30 protein-coding genes and 2 pseudogenes are annotated in these 26,417 nt (G+C 45.2%); 7 read left to right on the forward strand and 25 right to left on the reverse strand.

Annotation, left to right across the window (positions count from 1 at the left end; translation table 11 throughout):
* Positions 1-95: 95 nt before the first annotated feature.
* The gene (locus tag SY83_RS03865; protein ID WP_068604421.1) at positions 96-926 is read right to left on the reverse strand and encodes a carbohydrate ABC transporter permease; all 831 of its coding nucleotides are present in this window, start codon (positions 924-926) and stop codon (positions 96-98) included.
* 28 nt (positions 927-954) lie between these two features.
* On the reverse strand, positions 955-1,911 hold the full coding sequence (locus tag SY83_RS03870) for a carbohydrate ABC transporter permease (RefSeq protein ID WP_082882303.1): 957 nt from the start codon (positions 1,909-1,911) through the stop codon (positions 955-957).
* 145 nt (positions 1,912-2,056) lie between these two features.
* On the opposite strand from SY83_RS03870, the gene SY83_RS03875 reads away from it, so the two are divergent.
* Positions 2,057-2,806, forward strand: a complete 750-nt coding sequence (locus SY83_RS03875) for an SAM-dependent methyltransferase (protein ID WP_068604425.1) — start codon at positions 2,057-2,059, stop codon at positions 2,804-2,806.
* Positions 2,807-3,011: 205 nt separating this feature from the next.
* Here SY83_RS03875 and SY83_RS03880 read toward each other — a convergent pair whose 3' ends face one another.
* The 3 genes from SY83_RS03880 to SY83_RS03890 all read right to left on the reverse strand — a co-directional run bounded on the left by SY83_RS03880 (position 3,012) and on the right by SY83_RS03890 (position 5,009).
* The gene (locus SY83_RS03880; RefSeq protein ID WP_068604427.1) at positions 3,012-3,509 is read right to left on the reverse strand and encodes a pentapeptide repeat-containing protein; all 498 of its coding nucleotides are present in this window, start codon (positions 3,507-3,509) and stop codon (positions 3,012-3,014) included.
* A 102-nt stretch (positions 3,510-3,611) separates the two neighbouring features.
* Positions 3,612-4,529 carry a DUF3885 domain-containing protein gene (locus tag SY83_RS03885; RefSeq protein ID WP_068604429.1) on the reverse strand — a complete coding sequence of 306 codons (918 nt, stop codon included), beginning with the start codon at positions 4,527-4,529 and terminating at the stop codon, positions 3,612-3,614.
* A 21-nt stretch (positions 4,530-4,550) separates the two neighbouring features.
* Entirely contained in the window at positions 4,551-5,009 is a 459-nt protein-coding gene (locus SY83_RS03890) for a hypothetical protein (RefSeq protein ID WP_068604431.1), read from the reverse strand.
* A gap of 221 nt (positions 5,010-5,230) precedes the next feature.
* Between SY83_RS03890 and SY83_RS03895 the strand changes: the two are divergent.
* Positions 5,231-6,239, forward strand: a pseudogene (locus SY83_RS03895) (IS110 family transposase).
* 465 nt (positions 6,240-6,704) lie between these two features.
* Here SY83_RS03895 and SY83_RS03900 read toward each other — a convergent pair.
* Complete coding sequence (locus tag SY83_RS03900) at positions 6,705-7,376, reverse strand: O-methyltransferase (RefSeq protein ID WP_068604433.1); 672 nt, start codon at positions 7,374-7,376, stop codon at positions 6,705-6,707.
* 128 nt (positions 7,377-7,504) lie between these two features.
* Here SY83_RS03900 and SY83_RS03905 point away from each other — a divergent pair, with 128 nt between their 5' ends.
* Positions 7,505-8,401 carry a LysR family transcriptional regulator gene (locus SY83_RS03905; RefSeq protein ID WP_068604435.1) on the forward strand — a complete coding sequence of 299 codons (897 nt, stop codon included), beginning with the start codon at positions 7,505-7,507 and terminating at the stop codon, positions 8,399-8,401.
* A gap of 148 nt (positions 8,402-8,549) precedes the next feature.
* Here the strand turns inward: SY83_RS03905 and SY83_RS23455 are convergent.
* The 10 genes and pseudogenes from SY83_RS23455 to SY83_RS03960 all read right to left on the reverse strand — a co-directional run bounded on the left by SY83_RS23455 (position 8,550) and on the right by SY83_RS03960 (position 16,476).
* Positions 8,550-9,023: pseudogene (locus SY83_RS23455) on the reverse strand (DUF2691 family protein).
* A 131-nt stretch (positions 9,024-9,154) separates the two neighbouring features.
* The gene (locus SY83_RS03915; RefSeq protein WP_068604437.1) at positions 9,155-9,664 is read right to left on the reverse strand and encodes a DUF1572 family protein; all 510 of its coding nucleotides are present in this window, start codon (positions 9,662-9,664) and stop codon (positions 9,155-9,157) included.
* A 219-nt stretch (positions 9,665-9,883) separates the two neighbouring features.
* Positions 9,884-10,237 carry a VOC family protein gene (locus tag SY83_RS03920; RefSeq protein ID WP_068604439.1) on the reverse strand — a complete coding sequence of 118 codons (354 nt, stop codon included), beginning with the start codon at positions 10,235-10,237 and terminating at the stop codon, positions 9,884-9,886.
* Between the two features lie 183 nt (positions 10,238-10,420).
* On the reverse strand, positions 10,421-11,587 hold the full coding sequence (locus SY83_RS03925) for a phosphotransferase (protein ID WP_068604441.1): 1,167 nt from the start codon (positions 11,585-11,587) through the stop codon (positions 10,421-10,423).
* Positions 11,588-11,636: 49 nt separating this feature from the next.
* Positions 11,637-12,236 (reverse strand): YfjL-like protein, encoded by a 600-nt coding sequence (locus SY83_RS03930; protein ID WP_456238449.1) that lies wholly within the window; start codon positions 12,234-12,236, stop codon positions 11,637-11,639.
* Positions 12,237-12,730: 494 nt separating this feature from the next.
* On the reverse strand, positions 12,731-12,949 hold the full coding sequence (locus SY83_RS03940; protein ID WP_068604447.1) for a hypothetical protein: 219 nt from the start codon (positions 12,947-12,949) through the stop codon (positions 12,731-12,733).
* A 56-nt stretch (positions 12,950-13,005) separates the two neighbouring features.
* Complete coding sequence (locus SY83_RS03945; RefSeq protein WP_197479962.1) at positions 13,006-13,317, reverse strand: GNAT family N-acetyltransferase; 312 nt, start codon at positions 13,315-13,317, stop codon at positions 13,006-13,008.
* Positions 13,318-13,395: 78 nt separating this feature from the next.
* Positions 13,396-14,061: a hypothetical protein gene (locus tag SY83_RS03950; protein WP_157279780.1), complete on the reverse strand. Its 666-nt coding sequence runs from the start codon at positions 14,059-14,061 to the stop codon at positions 13,396-13,398.
* A 102-nt stretch (positions 14,062-14,163) separates the two neighbouring features.
* Positions 14,164-15,819, reverse strand: coding sequence for a class I adenylate-forming enzyme family protein (locus tag SY83_RS03955; protein ID WP_082882307.1), 1,656 nt, complete (start codon positions 15,817-15,819; stop codon positions 14,164-14,166).
* Positions 15,820-15,879: 60 nt separating this feature from the next.
* Positions 15,880-16,476, reverse strand: coding sequence for a DJ-1/PfpI family protein (locus tag SY83_RS03960; RefSeq protein WP_068604453.1), 597 nt, complete (start codon positions 16,474-16,476; stop codon positions 15,880-15,882).
* A gap of 105 nt (positions 16,477-16,581) precedes the next feature.
* Between SY83_RS03960 and pdxR the strand changes: the two genes are divergently transcribed.
* Complete coding sequence (gene pdxR, locus SY83_RS03965; protein ID WP_082882308.1) at positions 16,582-18,006, forward strand: MocR-like pyridoxine biosynthesis transcription factor PdxR; 1,425 nt, start codon at positions 16,582-16,584, stop codon at positions 18,004-18,006.
* Positions 18,007-18,094: 88 nt separating this feature from the next.
* On the opposite strand, the gene SY83_RS03970 is transcribed toward pdxR, so the two are convergent.
* From SY83_RS03970 to SY83_RS03980, 3 genes are all read right to left on the reverse strand, one after another.
* Positions 18,095-18,346, reverse strand: coding sequence for a DUF3986 family protein (locus SY83_RS03970; RefSeq protein ID WP_068604455.1), 252 nt, complete (start codon positions 18,344-18,346; stop codon positions 18,095-18,097).
* Positions 18,347-18,518: 172 nt separating this feature from the next.
* Positions 18,519-18,755, reverse strand: a complete 237-nt coding sequence (locus SY83_RS03975) for a hypothetical protein (RefSeq protein ID WP_068604458.1) — start codon at positions 18,753-18,755, stop codon at positions 18,519-18,521.
* Positions 18,756-18,943: 188 nt separating this feature from the next.
* Entirely contained in the window at positions 18,944-19,843 is a 900-nt protein-coding gene (locus tag SY83_RS03980; protein WP_068604461.1) for a cation diffusion facilitator family transporter, read from the reverse strand.
* Positions 19,844-20,065: 222 nt separating this feature from the next.
* Between SY83_RS03980 and SY83_RS03985 the strand changes: the two genes are divergently transcribed.
* Positions 20,066-20,275: a hypothetical protein gene (locus tag SY83_RS03985; RefSeq protein WP_068604463.1), complete on the forward strand. Its 210-nt coding sequence runs from the start codon at positions 20,066-20,068 to the stop codon at positions 20,273-20,275.
* Between the two features lie 57 nt (positions 20,276-20,332).
* Here SY83_RS03985 and SY83_RS03990 read toward each other — a convergent pair whose 3' ends face one another.
* Positions 20,333-21,223 (reverse strand): DUF1835 domain-containing protein, encoded by an 891-nt coding sequence (locus SY83_RS03990; RefSeq protein ID WP_068604465.1) that lies wholly within the window; start codon positions 21,221-21,223, stop codon positions 20,333-20,335.
* Between the two features lie 94 nt (positions 21,224-21,317).
* Here SY83_RS03990 and SY83_RS03995 point away from each other — a divergent pair, with 94 nt between their 5' ends.
* Positions 21,318-21,686, forward strand: a complete 369-nt coding sequence (locus SY83_RS03995; protein ID WP_068610871.1) for a MerR family transcriptional regulator — start codon at positions 21,318-21,320, stop codon at positions 21,684-21,686.
* Between the two features lie 2 nt (positions 21,687-21,688).
* Positions 21,689-22,006, forward strand: coding sequence for a thioredoxin family protein (locus SY83_RS04000; RefSeq protein WP_068604467.1), 318 nt, complete (start codon positions 21,689-21,691; stop codon positions 22,004-22,006).
* Here the strand turns inward: SY83_RS04000 and SY83_RS04005 are convergent.
* The 5 genes from SY83_RS04005 to SY83_RS04020 all read right to left on the reverse strand — a co-directional run bounded on the left by SY83_RS04005 (position 21,976) and on the right by SY83_RS04020 (position 26,239).
* Positions 21,976-22,968 carry a Gfo/Idh/MocA family protein gene (locus SY83_RS04005; protein ID WP_068604469.1) on the reverse strand — a complete coding sequence of 331 codons (993 nt, stop codon included), beginning with the start codon at positions 22,966-22,968 and terminating at the stop codon, positions 21,976-21,978. The genes SY83_RS04000 and SY83_RS04005 overlap by 31 nt on opposite strands.
* Positions 22,965-23,801: a VanW family protein gene (locus SY83_RS04010; protein WP_068604471.1), complete on the reverse strand. Its 837-nt coding sequence runs from the start codon at positions 23,799-23,801 to the stop codon at positions 22,965-22,967. The genes SY83_RS04005 and SY83_RS04010 overlap by 4 nt, the downstream gene beginning before the upstream one ends.
* Positions 23,802-23,820: 19 nt before the next feature.
* Positions 23,821-23,973 carry a hypothetical protein gene (locus SY83_RS23000; protein WP_157279781.1) on the reverse strand — a complete coding sequence of 51 codons (153 nt, stop codon included), beginning with the start codon at positions 23,971-23,973 and terminating at the stop codon, positions 23,821-23,823.
* 191 nt (positions 23,974-24,164) lie between these two features.
* Positions 24,165-25,199: a FecCD family ABC transporter permease gene (locus tag SY83_RS04015; RefSeq protein WP_068604473.1), complete on the reverse strand. Its 1,035-nt coding sequence runs from the start codon at positions 25,197-25,199 to the stop codon at positions 24,165-24,167.
* Positions 25,196-26,239 (reverse strand): FecCD family ABC transporter permease, encoded by a 1,044-nt coding sequence (locus SY83_RS04020; protein ID WP_068604475.1) that lies wholly within the window; start codon positions 26,237-26,239, stop codon positions 25,196-25,198. Before SY83_RS04020 ends, SY83_RS04015 begins: the two co-directional genes overlap by 4 nt.
* Positions 26,240-26,417 lie beyond the last annotated feature (178 nt).

Genomic DNA, 26,417 nt, shown 5'->3' on the forward strand with positions numbered 1-26,417 from the left:
TTGCTTCTTTTTGGTGCTGTTGTTACTTTACCATGACTTTGAAAGCGCTTAAATACAATATCTTTACTAAGTGGCGAATATTTTGACTTCCTATGTCAACCTTTCACGCCGCCCAGGGAAATCCCTTCAATGACATGCTTTTGGCCCAAAATAAAGATGACCACCAGCACAATAATCGCCGATACCGAACCTGCCATGATCAGGGAATAGAAATCTCCGCTTTCGGAGGCGAATTTACGAATACCCAACTGGATGGTGAACAGATGATCCGACCTCAGAAACACCAGCGGATTCTGATAATCGTTCCAGGTCCATATAAACCGAAGGATTGCATAGGTCGCGATGGCCGGGCGAACCAGCGGCAGCGCAATGGAGAAGAAGGTGCGCGTGTGTCCCGCTCCATCTATCTTCGCGGACTCGATGAACTCGTTGTGGATCCCCATGAAGAATTGTCTGAGCATGAACGTTCCCAATACGCTGAAGGAGCCCAACAGGATCAGACCGACATGGGTGTCGAACAGCCCCAAGTACCGATACACCAGAAACTGTGGCACGATAATCGTAGGGTGAGGGATCATGTAAGTAACGAGCACGATCATAAAGATAACATCTCTTCCTTTAAATTTCACCTTGGCGAAGCCGTAAGCCGCCATACAGGAAACAAGAACCGATGTGACCGTCGTAAGCACCGACACTTTGATGGAGTTCAAGTAATAGGTCATGAACGGGTACTCCCCGGTCCACACCTCTTTATAATTGTTCCACGCGTTCCACTGGGTAGGAATCCATTCGATCGGATAATTGAACACATCGGCTTCCATCTTCATGGAAGCGGACAGCATCCACAGGAACGGTAGCAAGAACACGATGCCGACGGCTAACATGATGAGTGTTGTAATGCTTTTGACCCAATTAAAGTGTTGCATACCGGTATTCCCCCTTCTCTCGCTCCTGTTAGTAGTTGACCCATTTCTTCTGACCGTACCATTGAATCAGCGTAATCAGGAACACGCCCAGGAACAGGAACCACGCAATCGACGAGGCATAGCCTGTCTTGAGACTCTCGAACGCCGACGTATACAAATAATACACGACAACGGACGTTGAATGTGCCGGGCCGCCTTGGGTCAGAACCGCGATTAGATCAAACACCTTGAAAGAGCTAATGATTCCGGTAATCAGCAGGAAGAAGGAGGTCGGAGACACCAGCGGCAAGGTAATGCTGCGGAATTTAACCCAGCCGTTCGCGCCGTCGATATCAGCCGCTTCGTACAGATCGCCCGGGATGGATTGCAGCGCGGCCATGTAGATAATCAAATTAAAGCCGATGCCGATCCACACCATAATCATCATGACGGAAGGCAGTGCATAGTCCATGTCCGCCAGCCACATCGGGGGATTATCAATACCGATCGAAGTCAGCATCTGATTGACGGGTCCGAAAGAAGGGTGAAAGAGCACCTGGAACACAATCGCAACCGCAACTACACTCGATATGTAGGGCATGAAATAAATGACCTTAAAGAGGTCCTTGAAATACACATGTTTATGAATGACAATGGACAAAATCAAACTAATCATCATCGTAACCGGCACCACCAGCACGAGGACCAGGTTATTCTTCGCGGAGGTCAGGAAAACGTCATCTTGCGTCAGCGTCTTGTAATTCTGCAAACCGACAAAGTTAATCTCCTGAATCGGAGAGACGAAACTCCAATCGGTGAAGCTTAAAACCAGCGACAGCAGAATCGGAATGATGGTGAAGATGATCAGGAAAATTAGCATCGGACCGATAAACACGTATCCCGCCAGGGTTTCCCTCCATGCTTGAACGTTCATTTTACGTTTGGACAGTGCGATTGGCTTGGTGAATGCGGCCTGATTCTTGGTTAGCTCAGCCATGTGTGCCATCCCCTTTCATGTTTCCCACGCGTTCTTATAGGATCATTATGGGGAAATTAGAAGGGAAAGCGTAGCCAAGATTATGACCAGTTTGAAAAAATATTGACTTCTTCCTGTATAATCAATACTACTAACCGATGATAGGAGCAAACCCATGGATCGCAACAGATTTTCGCAAATCGCGCACCGCCTGCATGACTTTCACAACCCCGTTTCCGAGGACAAAATAGAGCGCATCATCCGCCTCCTCCCCCTGCAAGCCGGACAAACCGTCCTGGACATCGGCGCGGGCAAGGCGGAGCTGCTGTTCCGCATCGTTGAGCGCTTCGGCGCGCACGGCATCGCCATCGAAGAGCATGAAGGCTCGATGGATGACGCGAAACGCAGAGCTTTTGGCCGTATTCACGAGGAGGAAGTAACATTCTTGCGGGAGGATGCGAAGCTTGTGCTGCCACAGTTAGGCGAGCACATGATGGATCTCGGCATCTGCATCGGATCCTCCCATGCCTTGGGGGGACTGGATGCAACGCTGGAGGCATTGAACACGATGGTTCGGCCGGGCGGGTACGTTCTGCTGGGCGAAGGATACTGGAAGAAGACTCCTGATGCCGTTTATTTGGAGGCTTTGGGCGCAACCGAGGACAGCATGCTGACACATAACGGGAACATCGAAGCGGCGATGAAGGCCGGGATGATCCCGTTATACAGCCTTGTGGCGAGCGAGGATGACTGGGACGCTTATGAAAGCTTGTACGCTTACAGCGCGGAACAATATGCGTTCGAGCATCCGGAGAATCCCGACCGCGAGGCGATGCTGGCCCGCATTCGGGAGTGGCAGCGGATGTATCGTCAGTGGGGCCGGGATACGATGGGTTTTGGGTTGTATTTGATGCGGAGAGGTTAATTTATAGCGAAGACGGCTAAGCGCGATTAATGCTCCCCTTTTCGGTAAACAGGTGAAATAATTTAACCTGTTAACGTGATGGGGAGCATGTTTTTTTACATTATGAGCTAAGCCCCGTCAGCAGCATGAAGGCTGGAGTTGTGGATATCGGCGGACCGGAACGAATGCCGACCGTTCGTTTCCAAAGCGGTGTCAGCTGCGGCGGTTACTCCTGAAGCGACTTGCCTTCCGGTTGTCCCTCCAATTGGTAGCGCTTGAGCAATTTCGAAACGTCAATGCCGTCAATCGTGAGCCCTTCAATGTTACAACCTTCAATATTAACGCCGCTAAGATCAGAGGAGGTTATCGTGCTGCCCGCCATCTCGCACATTTCAAATCGCAGCGGGCGCTGGCGCCCTTGGTCTTCCCGGTAGGCTGGATGCCCTTTTGGCGGCAGTCCGATATTATGAATATAAGCTCCGCCTAACTGAGCCCCGTCAATTTCAAGGTCCGACAGGTTCGCATCGGTGATGAACATCCTCGACATATTGACGTCCTTAAAATTCGCTCCGCTCAGATCTGCGCATTCGACGCGGAACTTGGGCAACGATACCTTACGGAATGAAACTACCTCCACGAAGCAATTTTCGAACTCAGCTCCCGTTAAATTTGAATTCCGTACCACGACTTTTTGCGTGTCCTCCTGCTGATCGATAATCTCCATTTCTTCTCCTCCTTCAATCATCAGTAGATTCGTAGATTTATAACATTTATACTATGCGATTATATATTCGCATTTAAATTTCACTTCTCCTCCTGGACTCAGCTAGAACGCTCTAACTATATCCCAGCCGCCATATACTCCTCCATATTTTTTGGAATATACGTTCATAAGCTCACTTTGATAATCAATCAGCGCCAGCGCCTCCGTCTTTGTAACTTGGTAAACGGAAGTAAACTGATCTTTGCGTTGAAGACTCAACGTGAATCCCGTTTCCCCGATTTCCTCTTCGAACTGTTTGCTATGGTCATTGGATATCTCAAGCAGATACGAAATATGACAAGTGTTATCACTATGTAGATTAATGTTAGTTGATTTTACTTTTAACTCATTGGCGTACTGGCGAGCTGACCGCTCTGTCTCTGTTTCGGAAACATTTGCGAGCCCTTCTCCAAAAACATTGTCTATATGTATACGATCATAATCTAGGATCCATCTTCGGTACTGATGATACAATGGCAGCAGGCTTTCTTTACTCACCCCATATACATCACAACCACGGTCATCGTAAATATAGAACAAGATTTGTTTGGTTGCATTGAATAACATAACGTTGCCGTATACGCATGGTTTCCTGCCAAAATCCTGATTAGCAAGCGCAGTAAGAAGGTATGACATTCGTATGTCTTCGAACTTTACTCGAACTCGATACTCGCTGGTTACCATTTGTTCATCGTCTTCATATTCGTAGGGAATCACTTCGTGCTCTAGATGTTTTACTGTTTGCTTTGTTTTAAAAAAGCGTTGCATATCAAGTTTTTCGTGCTTACCTTTCTCTTTTAAATAGCTTATGCGATTGATCACATGAACTTCGTCATTTTTTGAAAAGAGAAAATTACAAATGCTTTTTGAGCGTTGCATTACCTCATCAAGGTATGCTTTTTCCTTTAGAGCAACTAGTCCAAGTTCAAATCTTATCCAGTATTTTTGCTTGAACATGTTGTTAACTACACTGGTTTTCATATCTTGCCTCTCATTAAAATATTAATCCCAATAATTAAATACTACATCCCCTACTGTTTTGGGTTCCCAATAGACAAGTTGTATTAATTCATTTTGGTGCAAAGTGTTTTCATTAATCACTATAATCTGTTCACCCTGTTGAGTATATCTTAAGGGTTCATTCAACTGGTTAGGCGTTAGTAATTTATAATACTGTTTAAATGGTTTAGCAATTTCAGGTTCATCAATGAAAGGAAAATAATGTACATTTATTTCACGAGTTGAAGTTAATGCAATAAAAGGGTACTGACCATTAAGCAAAATATGAATATTTCTAACTTTATCTTTAACTATACATTCGTAAAAATTCTTTCCAGGATCGCTTCCAATATAGTCTATCACCCTTGAATCGAATATAGAGTAACAAAGTTGTTTAAAAGTGTTCTCTTTAACCGATGGTGCTGGTAGAAAACCAGTAATTCCTGAACTCAGAATTAGCATTACACTGCCTCCCTTTTTATTGATTTCCTTTGATAAAATTATAAATTTGTTTGACTTCACCCTTAACCATCGTCCAATAGCGGATGGATTACTATAGTGTCCCGTTAGAATTCCTGTGGAACGATTATTTTGGAATTTGAATAAAGAAGAGCGCCTCTGTAAGATGGGAGTACGCAACGGGTCTACAGCCCTTAAATCCCACATCTGGAGGTCGCTCTATAATGAAGTTTAAGTCACAAGTTAAGCAAAATCAACTCATTGAAAACATTACAGTTAATCACCTAGTTGTCGGTGTAGATATTGCTCAGGAGATCCACGTTGCCCGAGCTGTGAACTTCCGTGGCATAGCTATGGGTAATCCTTTGGAATTTAGTAATGATGAAGCAGGCTTCCGCTCTTTCGATAGCTGGATACGAGACTTGCTAGATTCCTACAACTTAAACAAGATAATCGTTGGCATGGAGCCTACTGGCCACTATTGGCTCAGCCTTGCTCATTGGCTTAAAGGCAAAGAGATTGAAGCCGTGCTCGTGAACCCTCACCTGGTCAAGAAAAACAAAGAAAACCGCGACAATACACGATCTAAAAGTGACAAAAAAGATGCACTTGTCATTGCTGACATGGTGAAAAACGGCTACTACTCACCTGTCCGTTTTCATTCCACAGAATACGAAGAGCTGCGAGTCATGATGTCAAACCGAGAAACGGTTGTTAAGCGACTTGTTAGTGCTGTGAATCAAATTCACCGTTGGGTTGACATTGTGTTCCCTGAGCTAAGACAAGTCTTTAAGATCTTAACCTGCAAGAGCGCACTGCTAACTCTTCGCCTATTTCCTCTTCCGACTGATTTAGCTAAATTAGAGCCTGCTGATGTGATTGCTGGGTGGAAGACGTCCATGAAACGACATTCAGGCTTGCGTAGGGCTAAGTTGCTCATTGACCTGGCCAATCGAACCGTAGGTTCTACCCAGGCATCACACGCAAGGGCAGATGACGTTGAGTAAACGAGGGCGTCCACGCCTACGACACTTTCTCTATTTAATCACGATGTGCATGGTCATGAGCAACCAAGAATTTAAAGCTTTGCATCACCATAACGTCCAGGTGAAGAAGCTTAAAAAGATGAAATCAATTATGAAGCTATGCGGAAAGTTGGCGCGACTTCTAGTTGGAATGGCACGCAGTGAAGAAGCCTACAATCCCGATAAAATCTTTGCAATGGCAGCTTAAAACCAATCATATCTTACGCAAGTTGGCGTATTCGCAGGATGACAAAGAAAGCACGGAGTATCGGGAGATGTTACGCAAAAGGGCACTGACCCGTTCCGTTAGAAAGACCGACCTCCACCCCTTAGATAGATGTGACGAAGGAATGAAAGGGCTTATGACCCGTTGAGACATGGGAGTGAAAATCGCTAAGGGCACCGTGGAGAATACGTGCAGCAAGTGGAACGAATTAGGTGAGGCTTCCTCTACCTCTGTTCCCGCACACCTTCTAACGGCTCATCCTAGCAATCTGGACTCTCTTCATTCATCATCCGTTCTAAAGAAGGGTAAAATCCTGCGAATACACGAGCATACGTGAGGAAATCAAATCATACCGAGGGAGCGTAACGAATCATTGCTTCATCCTTTGGAAGTCTATAAATGCAGGTCTTAAACTTAATAATTTAATTTTGCGAGAGACTTTATAACTCAGCAAGTAACAAAACCAAAAACGAACCCGTCATATCCTTTACTTCCAACTGTTTGAATTGCAGTGGCTTCAATTCTATTCTCATCTGCCAAAAGATCATAAAACGCCCTTACACCTTGTACACGTGGATCTTGACTGTTTTCATTAATAACTTCACCTTCACGAATGACATTATCTCCAATAATAACAGTTCCTGGACGGGAAAAGTGAAGAGCCCATTTCAAATAATAGGGATTGTTCGGTTTGTCAGCATCAATAAATATAAAATCGAAAGGCTCAACTCCTTCGTTACTCATCTGCGCCAGTTGCTCTAAAGCATCTCCTACTCGAAGCTCTACCTTATCTTGCACTTCAGCCAGGCAGAGATTACCTGCTGCCACCTGTGCATGATGTGAATCAAGTTCCAACGTGACTATCTTCCCCTCAGTAGGCAGAGCTCGTGCCATCCAGATTGTACTGTATCCTCCCAATGTACCTATCTCCAAGATACGACTTGATCTTTGCATTTGTATAAGCAAGTTTAAAAATTTTCCTTGCGTGGGTGAGACATCATAAGCTGGTAATCCTGCTTTTTGATTGGTGGATAACACTTTTTCGAGAATAGCATCATTTTGAATTAAGCGCTCCGTTATATACTGATCAACCTTATCCCAGACATTTGTTTGACTCATATAGATCATTTCTCCTCTTCATTGTTAACTTCTATTAGCAGTGTAACCGAGTTATAATCATAAACATAATATATCTTTATGATAAATGTATATATATAATATATGAGTTAACGGATAGGAGAATCGAAATGAACCTACATGCCTTACGCTTGTTTCATGTAATCGCCAGTACCGGAAGCGTGACTCGTGCTTCAGAATTACTCAATATTAGCCAGCCAGCCATAACTTCACAGATTAAAAAATTTGAAAAAGAGCTATTCCTAACGCTACTCAAGCCCCAAGGAAGAGGTATTGCTTTAACAGATGCAGGTGCGGAAATTGCTTTACTTGCTAAGCGACTTTTTGCTGTAGAACAACGAATTGAACAATACGCTCAGGATTACCGAAAAGGCTCAAACGGTTGTATCCGTTTAGCCGCGACGTATTTACCTGCTCATTTTCTGATTCCTACCTGGATAGCAAAATTTAAACAACAATTTGAACATGTCGAAATGATTATTACAACTACGAATTCAAAAGAGGCTTTTAAAAAACTATTAAATGTAGAGGTGGACATAGCCATTTATGGCGGGATACCAGAGGAGTATTCTGATACCATTCAGACAGAGGAACTATTTCAGGACGAGTTATGGTTCGTCGTTTCACCTAATCATCGATATGCGAATCAACATGTTTCACTAATTGACATGATGAAGGGACCCTTCGTTATGCGTGAGGAAGGAAGTTCAACGCGAGAGAGATTGTTATCTTTATGTCGCACCTACAACACTTCGACACCCATAATTTCTTTGCAATTCAATGGGTTGCATGAAGCTATCACAGCTGTTATTGCAGGCTATGGTGCCAATTTCGTTTCTTCTTTAGTTGTGCGCGAATATGTAAGGCGTGGAGAATTATGCCGAGTTTATGTAGAAGGGATTCATCTAACCAATACAATTGCCATTTGTACCCGCAAAAATGAACCTTTATCTGCTTCCACATTGAACTTCATTAAGATGATTCGTCAAAATCCTTTTATAAAATAGAAAAAGCAAATCACCTTCATTTGAACTAAATTGCCCGTTACTTCAACAAAGGCTGCCGTACATATTCGCTACAGCCTCGATAATTTCCTTTATTTAACTATCGTGTCCCTTTTAGTTGAAACACGTCCAAAGATTAATTAAGACATTGTTACCGGACGCTTAACCTATTCCTAAAGTCATTTTCATTGGTTATAGCCAGTTTGTCGACTCTGAGTAACTCCACATTTATGAACAATTCACTCAATACTTCGGGGTTTTTACAGTAAATTGTTGTATAAATCGAATCAACAATTAGCAGTATTAGTTCACAGTCACTTGCAATAAAGTCTTCTTATGTATCGATCTTTAACACGTTGGATCCTACTGGGTACGCCTTTAAGTCAGCAAAAATTATGTATTGAGGCTCTGTTGTGTCGATAAACTTAAGTAGTTCCTCACCATTTAAAATGCTTACATCCTCAGGAAATAGTGGTATCAGATCACTATCATGTAGTTTATATTCTTCTCCTGACCCAATAAGCCAACTATACTTTTTAATATTATATGGCTTTAAAATATTAAACAGCCAATTACCGTACTCATTCGGAATTTTAAAACTTATGCCTCTTACATTTTGCCACATCGGATACTACCCCTTTCCCCCATTTAACTATACTGCCAGTTACTTCAACAGACAACGGCAGTCGATCGTATGTCGGCTGCCATGTCGGAATTGAACAAACGTACCCGATAGCTTAACGGAGGCGTCAGGTGTTAATCGTAGTTCCAAACTAACTGTCCTTTTCTTATTTTTGCAGCAAAGATGATTTGACCTGTATGGAAATGGACCTCTCTAAACATAGCCATAATAAGATTTAAAGCTGTTGTCTCGTTATTTACCTGACTGTATGTAAGAGGAGGCAGATTGAGGAATGGTTTTGACATTAATAACTCCGGAGTGGATTTGAGATGTTCAAGATATTTTATTAGAATATCAAAAGAATCTCTGGTCTTAGTAATTGCTTGTTCCTTAGACATTTTCAACCCTTTTTCAAACTCCTTATCTCTGTTTCTTGTGTCGGAAATATTTAGAAGAATCGTTTCAATTCGTGAGTGTACCGCCCCGCTAATATGAGCAACTAAGTTAGCGATGCTGTTACTTTCCGGTGACGGGGAAGAAATAATATCATCTTCAGACAATTGTTCAATGGCTTGGAGAGTCCATTTCTTTTCCGACCTAAACTTAACCAACATGCTTTCAATCAACTCTAATGCAACTTCCATTTAACACCCTCCTAGTTAAGGTTCCCATGTGCTTAATATTACCAAACGAATGTTCTCCGACACAATGGAACAACCACAACTTTACCACGCTATCCTGCCCGTTACTTCAACAGAAAACGGCAGCCGATCGTGTGCCGGCTACCGTCATGACGTGATTGAACTATAGTTCCAGTTAATTGAACAAATTAACGTCCCTTTACGATTGGGGCCGTTAGTGTATCAATGTTCATGAGCAAGAATGCTGATAAGCTTACCAAACGGGTCGCGAACATAGAATCGTCGAACGCCCCAAGGCTCATCAACAGGCCCATATTCTATCGAAAATTCAGCCCTCTTCATGCCTTCTAAGGCAGCATCGACATCGTCGACTTCAATCGATAGATCAGGCGTATTCGTTTCTGAGCCACCCTGTGAGGCGATACTTATTTGAATGCTCATTTCCTCGTTTAAACCATAAGTTCTAATCCAACCATGATCCATTATTAAATTAAGGCCCAGCACATCCTGGTAAAAGCATTTAGCTGCCGAGATATCCTTCGTGTTTATGTTGGCGACTATTCTTTTGACCTTCATTTCAAACCTCCATAACATAAGCAGTTTGTCCTACAATATAGAATAAAATCGATAAATAACTGTTCATTTTTCTTTAATATTAACAAATCCCCGTTACTCCGTTAAACTGTCCGTTAGCTCAACAAGGCTGCCAATTTACGTCGACAACCTCGTTCTGGTGTTTGTTAAGCTATAGTTCCCCCGTTAGCGCAATGCCATATCATGAAATTGAAGTTTTAGTGAATCAGCCTCCATAGCCATTTGTTTGTGTACAGTAATAATACAATCAAGCAGGTTAAGTCTTTCTTTGAGCTTAGTATTGTTTGGATTATCCTCTAACTGAGCTAATATGGAAAAGAACTGTGGGACCTCCCACACACTTCTCAAGGCTGTGCTTAAACAGAAGCCATATCTCACTAATCCTTCGTCACCCTGCCATCCGATATCTCGCAGCCCCATTAGGTGTGCATTATATAATGAGGTCTGGAACGTTATATATTGGTCAGGCGGAATAATTCCAAGACTCATGTTCACGCCAAATAACTTACCCAAGTCTTCGCCGATACCTGAAATACTCATGAACTGCCAGTCGATTAGGACAAGTTGAGTTTCGCTCGCTTCTTTTTTAACGAGTAACATATTCATCTGACTCAAATCTTGATGTGCCAGTACACGCGGTAGCCGTTGGAGCGAATCTAATGCAGAATTAATGTTTTCGAGGATCCCTTGATACCAAGCCCATGTACTTTGCTCATTGTCCGCTAATATTCGGCTTGCATACGCCTCCATATTAGGAGCATACATACGGCTTGCAGTCGTCCATGAATTAAGCCAAGCTCTGCATATCCACTCATGATCCGGTACCATTTTTATCCTACTAAGATAGGCCCCATTAAAACGGCCTAATTGTCGAGCAATATAAGAAAATTGCTCGACTGTATTTGCATATTCGCCCTTCACATACTCCATCCAGAGCCAAATGGTACCATCTTGTTGTTCTTCAACCAAATAGCTTTCTGTAGCGCAAATGGAACCAGGAAATTCTCTCAAAACCCCTGACTCCAATACAAGCGCTTCACGTCGCCAGTAGTTGTGATGTTCGAAGTTATCTTTCTCGACTGTGTCCGGTTTAATGATTTTTAAAATAACGCACCACGGCTTAAATTCATGATGTACCTTTACCAGACCATGCAAGCGGAAAATCCCAGAGGTTGTGAAGTTTGGAGTTTTATAACCAATGTCGTCACATGTTATTGATACAAGTTCAACAGCTGTATGCCCGTGGATAGATTCAATACAAGTATGGATCTGGTCAATCTTATTCTCTATAGGTATTTTGGTATTATTATTCAACATAACTTCTGAGTGCATTTAATCTCCCCCTTGATTGGCAGCACTCCAATGCTGTTTGAAGGTTTTGTTATTCTGTCTTTTTTATCATATTTACAATATCCTGCTCATCTAATTTGTTATCTTCAAGAGTAAGTCGAAAACTTTCATTAAAAGTTAAATTAGTGAAATCTATCGTTAACCTGTTCAATGATAATCCATTTTCTTTGCTCCAGTTCATTATGCTTTTCCCAAAGTTAGCTATTTTCTCGTTGGTTAAATCTTCACCTGAAAGTCCAATCCAAATATTATCGTTCCTTTTAAAATTATCAGAGGTAAAGAATACTGTTCCGTTGACCTCCATCTTCTCGAATGAAAGGTTTGAATTTGCTGTGATATATTGCTTTACTTTTTCATTTAATTCTTTTGTTTTATTTGTATCTTCAATAGTTTTAAGACCTTCTTGAATAACAAGTTCATTTACATTTGTATCAGAGGAACCTTTTATATCAAAGTAATAGTTACCAAATTTTATGTTATATGTACCATCACTAATTATTAATTTATTGTCAGGGTAAGCCTGATTTAAATATTCATTAGCTATTTTTTTAGCTTTTGGCATGGATAACGGATTACCATTCAGTGTTCTAATAGTCGAATATCCTAAATATAGAACAGCCAATATAAGCACAAATGATAAACATCTAATTAGAATTTTTTTCAAACATCCACCTCAACCTTAAATTCTTTCTAGTATCTTCCAAGTGTAAAAGGAAATTTTAAAAGTTTCAAATATTTATTTCATATTACCAACCCTGTCCTTTAGTAAAAAAAGGGCTTCCTCTCGGCAGCCCTCTCATTATTAAATTATATAGCATAACGCAAGTCCATAATGTAATCGTAAGCATCTTCAATTGTCCGCAACTTTATCCGACTTGTCATTTCAGTTGAGAACAGTGAAATTTCATCTTCCCTCTCTAAAATGCTCTTCCTAAAATTGAGTTCATAATCGTCTAAAAGTTCTTCCTTTGTTTTGTAAAAATCAAACCTCTCGAGAATATATAATTCTTTCAAGCATAAAAACAGTGAAAGAAAATCACACAAATTATTTGCCACCAATTTCACCTGATGTTCAAAAAGCATTGGTCGAATAAAGATTATTGGAGCTTCTTCAAGGGTTGATACTCAATCATTATTTGTAAAGAACGCAAAATGGTCCCCACCCATTCCTGTATGTCCAAACACTACAGCGTCATCAGGTGTACAATCATAGCCAAAGTCACTGCTGAAATTCAGATATATCCCTAAATAATCTTCTATTCCTCTGCCGTGATTATTTTGTAGGATTTGATCAATAGCATATAGGCTATTAAGAGTTTTAGGCATTTCATATCCTCTAACCATATGAAATACACCTCCTTAATACAAGAGCGATAACATCACTCTTCAGGTCTTTTACTTCACGGCTCATAGAAATGATAAGTCATTAATTGCTCATCAAAATATGTACCATTATGTTTCATTGAGTTTATTTCGAGCCCGTAAGACTTAAATCCATATGATTCATACAACTTCATTGCTGCTTCATTAAAGGTAATTACTCCGAGGTTGACTTGGCAAATTCCCTCTATCCGTTTGGATCGGGATATTATTTCATCTAACAACTTACGACCAATTCCATGTCCTCTATATTCAGGCAATACATATGTTCCCCAAATTTTTCCTTTATGCTCCATTTTCTTGCCCTGTGAGCTCACACTCAATAACTGCATTAGAATAAGTTCAGTAGCAAACAGGAGTCTATTATCTAGCCCGACTGCCATATACCGTGATTGAACTAAAGTTCCCCGTTAGTTCAAAGCCCAATTCGAGAAATATGGTTTCAATAATCTGCTGTTAGGGTATTTTTGATGAATCTGCTCCATTAACTGATTCCAGTGCTCTTTTACTTCGTCATAATCCCCATGTAAAACAACCGCATCATCCAAATTTTCATTAAGGAACTTCATGATCTCGTTGAGTTCGGTAGAAGCCTGTTTCCATTGCTCAAAATCGTTCTCAGTGCGGACAATATCCAAGAGCGAAGTTCTTATTGAGCCAAAGAAATCTGGCATCCCAGCATAAGTTCCGCTATTCTCCTTCTGAGTCATACTTAGGTGAATAGAAGCAATCTCTGCGAATTTTTGTGCGACACTGATATCGGTTGCTGCCTCTAATAGCCAGGTTTCGATACCTTCTTTAGCTTCTGACGAATTTTCATTGAAGAGTTCCAGCGCTTTTGAAGTTTGAAATTGCGGCATTTCAATGCCGTTGTTAAGGATACTGTTTACCGCAAGGATATAAGCATTTTGCTCGGCATTCTTGTATGCATTGTATTTATTCTGATAGTTAGCACTAAGCATGACCAACCCAACGATAGCGAATACCATTACTAAGATAAGGTATTTCACATTCCTGCCCACATTTACCTGCCCCCCCCAGACAATACCATGCAACACAGAACCATCTGCTGCCAAAGGCAAACGTAATTCCCTAACCTTTTACGTTTGCAAAGGTTGGGAAGTTGCGCTAATCTGCCCATTAGCTTAATGAGTTGCGTGGCAGGTTCCCAGTCCGCGTTACCCTCCAAATACAGATGAAGTCAGTTGCTCGCGCAACCGCTTTTTGTCTACTTTATCCACAGCCGTTCGGGGAAAAGCTTCCAGAATGAACAGATGGGTCGGCCATTTGTACCCGGCGAGATGTGGCTCGCAATGCGCCCGCAACCGTGTCAGGTCTAAACTGCCGCCGTCCCGTAACACGATGAAAGCGACTAACGTCTCGCCTTCTCCTGGTAGAGGAACGCCGAGTACGGCCGCGTCACTTACCGCCTCATGGGTCGCGATGACCTGCTCGACCTCGGAACAAAATACATTGGAGCCGCCTACGATAACCATATCCTTCAGGCGATCTAACACATACAGGTAGCCTTCGGCATCCAGATAGCCCACATCCCCGGTCCGGATCCAGTCATCGGGCATGGTCTCAACGGAAGCTTCCAACTGGCGCCAATACCCGAGCATAGTTTGCGCACCTCGAACAACGATTTCGCCGGCATCGCCCGTCACAGCCTCACGTCCATCCGTGCCTATTATCCGAATTTCGAAGGCTTGCTCGCCTTGGGCAGCTAGGTCGGCGGGACGGCCAACGGATCGAAGGCGGACAGGATCGTCCATATGCTGGACTGGAAAGAGGCGGCTAATGGACATTCCGCATTCCGCTTGCGAATAGTTGTTGACAATTAAAGCTCCCGGGAATTGCGATACCGCTTTCCGGAGTGTATCAGGGGAAATAAAGGACCCTCCGCAGCCAATCAGCGTCAGGCTTTCCAATTTCCTATCAGTGGCCGAAGCCTCGCGGGTAAGATCACGCAACAGTTGGCCAACCGTGCTGAGTTGCGTAATCCGATCACGTTCAACGGCCTCCATAATGCGGTGTACGTCCGCTGGGTATTGGTCTAGAAATACTAGACAGCCTCCGGCCGCCATGGTCGCCCACAGTTGGAACTGACCAACCAGATGCGATAAATTGAGTACTAACACACGTCGTCCGAGATCATGACCGAAGCCTGCGGAGGGCGTAAGCAGATTCCAAGCAGCCATACCGCGATGCGAATGCATTACCCCTTTTGGTCGACCGGTGGTCCCGCCCGTGTAAATCAGGACTGCTGTATCATCGGCATTTCGATTGTAATAGCCATTTGGAGGGGATGCGAATTCCTGCTGCAAAAGAGCGTCTAGCGAATTTGAAGTCGGACCTTCTTCGTCCGTTGTGAACAGTTTTGGACAATACCCAAGAACTTCAACCATGGCCATAATAGTTTCGGCATGGCGACCGTCATGAATAACCATCTGCGGTTCGGCATCTTGAAATATGGCTGTGAGTTCGGGCACAGTCAGCAAAGGGGACGGCACGAGGGGTATGGCTCCAATCCCAACGGCTGCATAGAACGCCAAGACGAGTTTGGGATCGGGATCCCCGAAAAAGGCAATTCGATCGCCTGGCCTGAGCCCCTCACCATACAGGGCATAACCGAGTCTCTCAGCCATGCGATGGAGCTCTCCATAACTCGTAGTCTGGCCATGACGAATAAGCGCTGGTGCCTCAGGGTAGAGACTTGCTGCAAATGGCAAGCGTTCAGATAGTAGCATATGATCTCCCTCTATTTTATTAATCAGGTAAGAAAACTTGGAGTAAGAAGAGAGTATCATATATCTGGAAGTATTGGGCATCATTTGTACCTATTAAAGCCATCAATTATCCTGATATTATGCTTCTGCCAGCATCCGTTTTTATCAATTGGAAGGATCCCCATGGTTCTCCCCCTGTGAAACATAATAGGGATAATCCATATAACGCTGAACTTCTTGTGCTGTTTCTTTGCTATAAATGGATTCAATGAAAAACAGCCCAAGATCGACTGAACACGTAATCCCCCCGCCGGTAAACAAGTCCCCGTCACGAAGCACTCGCGCTTTCACTACTTCTTTGCAGTAGGGTTTAACCAAATCTAAAGCTAAAGGATTAGATGTAATGGTTTTCTCTTTGGTAAAACCGGCTGCCCCCAGCAAAAGTGCTCCAGTGCAGACGGAAACTTTGTATTGAACTTCTTGCGCGGTTTGAAGCCAGTCCACAAAAGGTTTGTCGTGGATGAGCTGCCGAGTGGCCACGCCGCCTGGGGTAAAAATGAGATTGTACTCGGATAAATCGGGTGTTACCTTATCTACGGTGATGATCATTCCTCGATCGTCTTTGACCTCTTTATGGGTTGAGCATAAATCCCAAGACAAGTCTTCTACAATATCTAACTTCTTTAGCCAGGTTACTGCATTGTGAAATCCTGAAAAATCCAGTGTCGTCATATCATCAAAAAGAATAAATGCCATCTTCATAAGGACCCTCTCCTATGTGAGTTATTGCGGGAAATTTATACAAAGTATAATATAGAGTTGACCCTATAATAAGTGTCAGATTGGATAATTATTTAGAGTACAGTTATGGAGGGGAAAATAATAGATTTATCGATTTCATTTGACGCAAAAGATCCTCTCTATATACAGCTATATCAGCAAATTCGCGAGTTGGTGCATGTAGGTGCCTTGAAGGGCGGGATGAAATTGCCTTCTATACGGTCGCTCCAGCGCCAATTAAATATAAGTAAAACTACTGTTGAAACTGCCTATCATATGCTTTTGGAAGAAGGGTATGTGGTCAGCAAGGAGAGATCGGGTCTAGTTGTTGTGAGTCCTCCAGGTTCATTTTCCGTTGATGGTTCAGATCTAATAGGAAATCGTGTTTTGAATGAGTCCAGTACTTCCTTTAACCAATTCCCTAAACAGCATCTAATTGACTTTAGTCTTTTATCTGTAGACGGAGACTCTTTTCCCATACGAATATGGAAATCGGTTGTAGGTGAAGCACTTTCTCAGCAGAGTCAATTCATTCACTTATACGGCGATCCTCAAGGCGAAATGTCATTCCGGGAAAGCTTGTCACAGTATCTGCGTAAATCAAGAGGTGTTGTGTGCTCACCCGAACAAATCGTGATTGGAACCGGGATCTCCTATAGCATATTGTTGCTTTCCAAGCTTTTGAAAGAAATTAGACGTGTTGGAGTGGAGAAATCAGGCATTGCTCAAGTTAGAGATTATTTTATACAGCATGGCTTTGAGATTGTTCTGGTTGACTTAAATGACCTAGAACGAGTGGAGCAAGAGTCTAAGCACAGTCGAATTCATATGCTGTATGTTACGCCATCCCATCAACCTTCTGGCGATCCAATGCCGTATCTGACAAGACAGCGAATTTTGGAATGGGCAAGCCGACATGAGACTTACATTATTGAGGATGATTATGACGGGGAACTGCGACTTTCCGGAAAACCAGTTCCTTCCCTGCAAGGATTGGACAAGAGCGGCTCCGTAATCTATATCGGTACATTTTCCAAGACGTTCTCGCCGGCTTTGAGATTGAATTATATGGTTTTGCCGATAAACATGCTTGAGAAATTAAAATCCATTACCCCTGTTTTATCTGGACCGTCACGAATCGACCAATGGGCAATGCAATTATTTATGTCCCGGGGACATTGGTACCGACATTTACGACGTGTGAGAAAAATTTATCGATATAAAAATGAAACCCTAGTTCAATTGTTACGGCAGCATTTGCCGGGTTCATTTGAGCTGAAAGCTAGCAGTTCCGGTTTACATATCGAATTATTAATGACTGTAGACTGCGATGAGGAAACATTGATTGGGTTGGCCAAACAGGAAGGCGTACTCGTGTATGGTAGTCAGGGCGGGACAAATCAGGTTTATCCCAAAATCTATCTGGGGTTTGGCGGACTCAGTCTTCAAGAAATGGAGGAGGGTGTTCAATTATTGTGTAAGGCTTGGTCATCCGTCCTTAAGGGGAGATAGTAAAAGCAGCAGCCATGGACGAGAAAATAAAGTCCTAGACTGCTGCTAGATTATTAGACCAGCGTTTTCCGTAAACTTAACAAAAGAGCTAGCGTTTCTTTCTATAAGGAAGTAGATAGTTTTCAACCCAGTCATAAAATTTAATTTCTGCTTCTTCGTAATCACGAACATTAAAAATCACAACACCAAACAATTCATGTCTTGGCTGTGATTTTTTAAATAAACCACTATCGTTACTATCATCGTAGTAAACAACCCAACTGTCCTCTTCAAAAAAACCAACAGCTTCGATATCATTACCATCCTTATAATAACCCAAGTGCCAATGACTTATTTCCAATTATTTGTTATCCCCTTTACTTCTATAAATTATTGAGCTCTCGTTCTCTCATTAGCTATTTCTGTGCGTTCAATAGTCTAATTCTGGTGAATTCCTGCAAACCAAGAAATTGCAAGCTGTTCCGTTTCACTTATGATTGTTTTTTGATGGTGCAAGTAATTCAACGAATACTCTATTTTAATAATCTTTGAAGTTTGAGAAGTGAAAATATTGTTAAGACGAACCCAATAGTCAAAAACCATATCCAACTCTCGTAAGCAATCATTAAAGTAAGTTCCCATGTGTTTGATGGGCCTGAATTGAGTCCATCGTTGTATGGATAAGCAAAGATTGATGGTATGGCTCCCAAAAAAATCAAAGAAGCTCCCATTATCAAAGTAATTGTTGTGACCATATGCTTCTTATTCATTGATTCACCTCCAAAAGATGACAGAGTTAAGCAATTGAATTTTAATTTACAGCGATTATATACAATACAACGCTTGATATAGGCTAAAGTTGCGTTAACCTGCTCGTTTGCGGAATAGGCTATCTTGCTAGTCACTACGACAAAAGGAGTTAAGCCAACATCTGGCCTAACTCCTCTAATCTTTCCCGTTAAATGCCCCCGCCCGGCTGAACCTCTTCCGTAATGTAAGGCTCCACATGAACATGCACATGCATCACATTATGTTTCTTCAGCATCTGCTGCTCGATCTCGTCACTGATTTCATGCCCCCGAATAAGCGACAGCTGCGGGTCCACCTGAATAATCACATCCACCAACACATGGTTGCCATGCACCCGGCCGCGGATATCCTTGATGGCTTTAACGCCTTTGGTGTTCTTCACCGTGTTGCGTAGGTCATTCAGATGATCCGTATCGAATCCGTCCGTCAGCGCGTGCGTCGTTTCCTTGAAGATCCCCCATGCCGTGTTGAGAATAATCAAACCCACTAAACAAGCAGCAAGCGGATCCAGCCACCAGAGCCCGAAGGACGAGCCCGCAATCCCGATCGCTGCGCCGATACTGACCAGGGCATCCGAGCGGTTATCTTGCGCGGCAGCCATCAGCGCTTTGTTGTTAATCTTCGTCGCAAGGCGCCGATTAAACCAATATACGCCGAACATCAGCACGGCCGAGATGAGCGCAACCCATACCCCGAACAACGCAGGCGTCTGTCTTTCATCTTTAAAAAAAGATTGAATCGCGGTAATCAACACTTGGAATCCGACCGTAGCCATGATGAACGAGGCCACCAGCGCCGCGATCGTCTCCGCCCGGAAATGTCCGTAAGGATGATCCCGGTCCGGCGGTTTTTGGGAAATTCGTAGACCAATTAACACCGCCACCGATGCCACAATGTCCGTCATATTGTTAAATCCGTCCGCGACCAGCGCTTCCGAATTGCCGATATAGCCGCTAATGACCTTGAATAATGACAAAATAATGTAGGCACCAATGGAGATCCATGCGCCTTGCTCGCCTTTTTTGATATCGCTGTACATATCACCCAAAACTTGCCCACCCCCTGCACGTAAACTTTGCTTACCTATGGTAACAAACCGAACTCATGTGGGTCTAGAGAAACAGTGTTTGCTGAGGTTACAAAAGTGGCTCCCGGGAAACACTATGTTCCGTGTCCAACTTTCGTTAGAGTTAAGCTTGCCCTTGAAAGAGGGCGGAAAAACCTATACAATGAGGGCATTAGTCACGCTAAGGTAAGGAAGGTGTTAACCATGACCGAACAGAACAATACGGAAGAGCAACAAGCCGGCGAACCTAAGAAAATCTCCTTGCAAGAAGCCATCAAACGCAAGCTGGAGCAGAAGAAGCAACAGCAGAAAGACGGCAAAGGCGGATTCGAAGCCAACGCGGCCACCAAGAAGCTGACTTCCCAGAATAATAAGAAGCCGAACAATCAACGCCGCCGCACAGGCGGATCTTAGGTTCAAGCCAAATAAAGGAAGGGATAACTGTTATAGTTATCCCTTCCTTTTGTTTTTTTATTCTTCAGGGACTTGATTTACTCTCAATCTTACACTATAGTTGCGCATCGCTTTGAGATCACCCTGACTCTCCAGCTTGCCTGAGTAAATTAAACTCCTTAGCCTGTATTCATAGTATCCGTGATAAATATATTGTTGAGCGTAACCCATGGCTTCCCCTATGACTCTGACCGCCTTGATGAAATCCGTATACGGTCTGTTCTCATACAATCTTTCCATCATGTTTAACAGGTAGTCATCCACGTGACTTTCATCCACATGGCGAATCCTGTCGTCTTCCCAGATCCTCAACACGGAACGGCTTGTCGTAAGCTCCGCCCAACCTTGTTCCAGAACTCTTCTTTCGTCCTGTGTTATCTGAGGTAAACGAGAAACCTCTTTTAGCGCATCGGCCAATTTATCCGGGACAATTTCACCGGATGTACGATAATCAATTCGATGGTGTGGGGTATTATAAATCTCCTCTACAATATGAACAGCGTTAAGAACCTTCATTTCATTGTTTAAGTTCCTTAATAAATATGCCGCATGCCTTAGTGCCATCTGTTCAACGGCGTTGTTGGCAGACCAGAGAATAATCACCGCATGTTCCGGAATTTGAGAGATGCAGTTTAATAGATCCTGAACCTTTACTTCCGCTTCCGCATGACCTTCCCGATCCCCATGATTCTCAATGTGATTGAAGAACCATTCTCTTCGGAGAGTCCTTCCTTCATCGTCTTCCATTTTCCATAAGGGCCCCATCTCATATTGCTCAGGTAAGCAAATGATTCGATCTTCCGTATTCCTGTTTAACTTCGTGAGCACAACATTTAAACCGCCTGCCAGAGACTCCCCGGATACAATATGTACTCTTTGGCAAAGTTCCCAGCTCAACATATATTCCATCTTATTCAGCCTCCAAAAAAAGAAACCTTGACCCTCACATTAACGTCAAGGTTTATAATGAATTTATAACTTCACTGCAGGGGAGTTGGATCTTATCAAAATCGGCGAGTTGTCACAAGTAACGGGCGTAAGTATTCGCATGCTTCGTTACTATGAGGAGCAGGGCTTGATCCGCTCGGAGCGGCAATCCAACGGCTACCGTGTATTCAACCCTACGGTACCCGAGCAGGTGCGAACGATAAAATTCTATATCGAGCTTGGACTGACTACGGAGCAGATTTCCGGTTTTCTGCATTGTGTGATGCGGAATAAGGAATCTTTTTGCCGGGAGATTATGCCGGTGTATACTCAAAAGTTACTTGAAATTAACGAGCAGATTGCCATGCTGACGCGCATTAAATCCAATCTAGAGGAACGCATGACCGCGATTCTTGAAGACGATCCGAATCCGAAGGAGAAATGAATATGTCGATTGAGGCCTTGAATGACAGTAACTTTCCGACGGCGATAGCTGGCAAGGGCACTACTCTGGTGGATTTCACCGGAACTTGGTGTCCCCCGTGCAAAGTGCTCCTTCCGCTTCTGGAAGAATTACAACAAGAGATGAAGGATACCGTGAACATCTACAAAGCAGACGTCAAGGAAGCGGCGGAAACCGCCTCCGCGTACGGCATTATGTCCACGCCGACGGTGATTGTGTTCCGGGACGGCGTGCCTGTCGACAAGTTGGTGGGACTTCGGCCGAAGCAAGCTTATGTTAATGTGATTAACAAATCCTTGTAAATGGCGTCCATCACCCTGCTGGTGCGCATAGCGGTTTCTCCATTGCTTGGAGATTCCCCGTTCCCGTTCAGCGCCGCTGTAAGCAGCGTGATCAGAGGTTGCTGGATGTGCGCCGGCGGCGGGAAGATCTTTTCAAATGACTCTGTCTCCGTGAATACTTCCACAGGCCCGTCGTTTACGAAGGTGGAGAAGCGAATGCGTCCTTTGCTACCGACAATTTCATTCATCTCAACATACTGGGCGGCGTTAAAACACCAGATGCCTGTACCATGAACGCCCGATTCGAACAGGAACTGGGCGGAAACGATATCATCGGCGGCGTACAATCCGGCTTGGTTGGATGCGGCGCCTTTGGCCGTCTGGACAGGTCCGAGGATGAAATCCATAATGTCCAGCGTATGCGAAGCCAGATCGACGAACTTGCCGCCGCCTGCTATCGCGGGGTTGACGCGCCACGCTTGGCTTTGACCCGTGCGCTCATCTGCGGAAGGGGGCTGATAGTGGGTCATTTGCACAAAACGAACGTCTCCGATCAGCCCTTCCGCGATCCAGTCCCTGACCTGAATAAACTTCGGCAACGCTCTTCTGTAGAAGGCCACGAACAGCGGAACTCCGGCCTCCCTGCAAGCCTGTATCATCGCCTCGCACTCCGCTGTATTCAGCGCCATCGGCTTCTCCACATACACCGGCTTACCGGCTTGGGCGCACAGCAGCGTGTACTCCTTGTGGTAAGCCGGCGGTGTGGCGATGTACACCGCGTCTACCTGCGGATCGTGAATCAGCGCTTCCGCATCGCTGTACCACTGCGGAACCCCGTGCCGCTTCGCATAGTCCTCCGCCAAGCTCGCGTCCCGTCTCATGACGGCTTGGAGCGCGGCGTTGGGGGCTTTTTGAAATCCGGGGCCGCTCTTTACCTCTGTTACATCTCCGCATCCTATAATGCCCCATCGAATTGTTTTCATGGCTTGGTTGCCTCCTCTTTCAGTAAAGGTTGATACATCATCACCGCGTGATTTTCCGTTATGTACTGGTCGTCCACTTGCTCGCCTGCCAGGTTGAACATTTTGCGATAAAGCGTGTTATGCCGTGTGTACCCGCCCCAATGCTCGAGCTTGATGGAATGATCTTTTTCGTAAATTTCGTAGGTGTGCAGGGGCGGCTCCGCGGTGCTCCATTGGCCTCTAAGCTCATCGTTCACGATGCTCAGGTTCAGCCGATAAGGCATGCCGGTATCATTGCGAATTTGCAGATCCAGATAATTATAAGCGCACGTGGCTCCACTGCCAAAAGGTTGCGTTCGACCCGCATCCGGAAACACATCATAGCTGTGTCTGTGACGTTCGGTTACGGTTAGCGGGGTGTGCAAGGTCATCCAGTAGATCATATTCGACAGCTGGCATAAACCGCCTCCAACCCCGGGCTTGAACGAGCCGTAAAACAGCACCATACCGTCGACGTAACCTTTGGCACGCGAAGGTCTGCCGATCATTTTCCAGTAGGAGAACGTTTCGCCCGGTTGAATATTAACCCCGTTAAGCTGTTGCAGGGCAAGCTTCAGATTGATCACTTTGTTATGCTGCAGCCACATGTCCACGTCCTTCAGCTTTCGCAGCGTGGGGGTTCGGTGTTCGTAAACGGTGTGCGGCAAAGGTTGCCTGGCTGCAAGTTTTTCTGGAGCGCGCACATAGGACTTACCGCCGAAATACCAGTGTAGCCATCTGCGGAATGTGAAATATATTTTGCCCAGCCGAATTCTCCAGATTGACCGTCGCACCGGCTTCAAAGTCGCTTGCATGCGCGTTCCTCCGCAAGTATTATTGTTTGTCTCTCAGCAAAGCTTCAATGTTCTTAAGGGTTTGCGTTTGTGCTTTTGCGTTGCTTAGAAGAACAACAAAGAAATAAATTAGCGCAGCAACAATCACGATTGGCAACAATTGCAGCAGAGCCAGTGTCCAATGAAAAGACATAATCCCTCGATCTCTCCTCTCATAAATACCTCAATCCATTTTATACCAAAAATTATCATTTTAGAAAGTGGTTAAATAATAGCGAACATTATAAATAAATATTAAAACGATTACGATACTAATAGGCACGCTCCTAAAAAAATTAGACCGACCCATATTAATGGTCGGTCGTTACTGAATTTAAACCTTTTCTAAGCCCGCGCGCGAGTCATCAAGAACAAGAAATACGGCGCGCCGATGACCGCGATCACCAGCCCCGTCGGGATTTCAGCCGACGGCAGGATGGAGCGGCCGATCGTGTCCGCTACAATAACGAGCAGACTTCCGGTGAGCGCTGAAGCCGGCAAGAGGATGCCATGCCGGGAGCCGACTAACCGGCGCGACAAATGCGGGGCGATCAGCCCTACGAAGGCGATGCTTCCGCTGACCGCCACGCAAGCCCCCGCCAAGCCGACGGAGCACGCGAGCAGAATCAACCGCTCCCGGTCCACCGCCGCTCCGAGGCTTCGGGCCATGGCGTCGCCCAGGTTGAGCACATTCAACGTCTGCGCTTTATAGAATGTCAGCGGCAACAACACCAGAATCCAAGGCAGCAAAGCCAAAACAAACTTCCAGTTCGATCCCCAGATACTACCCGCCATCCAAACCTGGATGAACTGGTATTGCTCCGGGCTCACTCTGAGCGTCAGCACGATGGTCGCCGCCGATATCCCCGCGGCTACCGCAATTCCGCTGAGCACCAGCCGCATCGGGACAAGACCCTCCGTCCGACTATAAGCCAGCACATAGATGATTAAAGCCGTAATACCCGCGCCCAGCAACGCCATAAGCGGTAACATGAATATAGGTGCCGAAGCGCTCACAGGGAACATCGAGATAAACACAACAACCGCCAGCCCCGCACCGGCGTTGAAGCCGAGAATGCCGGGCTCCGCCAGCGGATTGCGGGAAATCCCTTGCAGAATACAACCGGATACGGCAAGGCCCGCGCCCACTAACAAAGCGATAACAATCCGCGGCAACCGGAAACTGAACAGGATCAGCTCCTGCTGCTGGGTACCGAAGCCGAAGAACGTGCGCATCACCTCCATTGGAGTAAGACGCGTAAATCCCGTATTCATACTCACGATCACCGCTGCCACAATCAAGACAGTTAAGATCGTCAGGATCAGGATGGAACGGGTGAGGTTTTTTTGATTTTTGGAGTCCAAAAGCGGATGTGTCATTGGAGTCCTCTCCCCCCTCTGCGTGTAAGGTATAAGAAGAAGGGTACACCAATGAGGGCGATGAGCGCGCCAATGGGCGTCTCATACGGCGGATTAATCATCCTGGCGCCGATGTCGCTGATGACGATCAACAATGCGCCCAGCACGCCTGAGCATGGGATAATCCAACGGTAATCCGAGCCCACCAGCAGCCTCGCCACATGGGGAATGACAAGCCCGACAAACCCGATATTCCCGGCGACCGCAACCGAAGCACCCGCCAGAATCAGCACGATGAGCATGCCTAAGCATTTCACCAACATCGTGCGTTGACCAAGCCCGCGGGCCACGTCCTCCCCAAGGCTTAGCAGCGTCACAGAGGGCGACAGCATTAGCGCTCCGGCGAGGCCGACCGCGATAAAGGGCGCTACCGCGCTCACATGCATCCACTGAACGCCGGCCACCCCGCCGGCATACCAGAACGCCAGATCTTGTCCGATCCGGTACAAGATCGCAATCCCTTCGCTCAGCGCGATTAACAAAGCGCCGACCGCTGCTCCGGCCATCGTCAGCCGGAACGGCGTCAGCCCGCCCTTGTTCAGCGAGCCGATGCCGAACACGAGGCCCGCGCCCAGAGCTGCGCCGAGAAAAGCGAACAGCATCAGCTGCAGGAACGACATGCCTGGCGCGAAAGCGAAGCAGATCGCCAGAAGCAAGCCGGCTCCGGCATTCAAGCCGAGAAGCCCCGAGTCGCCGAGCGGGTTCCGCGTCATGCCCTGGATGATGGCTCCGGCTACAGCCAGCCCCGCGCCGACCAGCGCGGCGATGACCGCGCGCGGCATGCGCAGCTCGCGGATAATCTGATGCTGCGTCAGGTCCGGATTCGCATGCACAATCGCATCCCACACCGTAGATAGTTGAATATCCGCCGCGCCTACGGCGATCGAAGTCATCATGCTGAGCACCAAAGCAACCAAACCGCCGACCAAGATCAACATAGCCGCTAAGGGACGCGCCTTCACGGTAAGCTCGCCCGTTGTTGTAGATTCCTTGCCTTGCATTGTAGTAAACCACCTTTATATGTTGAGCTAAACAAGTAGTGTGCTCATTCGGTTATTATTCCATGTTTGTGTCTGATCCGCTCATTGAGAATCATTTTCATTTCATTATAAAGGCATTGAGGCGACTCGTCCAGTTTAAGCGCATAAAAGTGGCCTCTGCCGCATAGCGGCGGAGGCC

It is taken from the genome of Paenibacillus swuensis (genome assembly GCF_001644605.1).
Classification (GTDB): domain Bacteria; phylum Bacillota; class Bacilli; order Paenibacillales; family DY6; genus Paenibacillus_N; species Paenibacillus_N swuensis.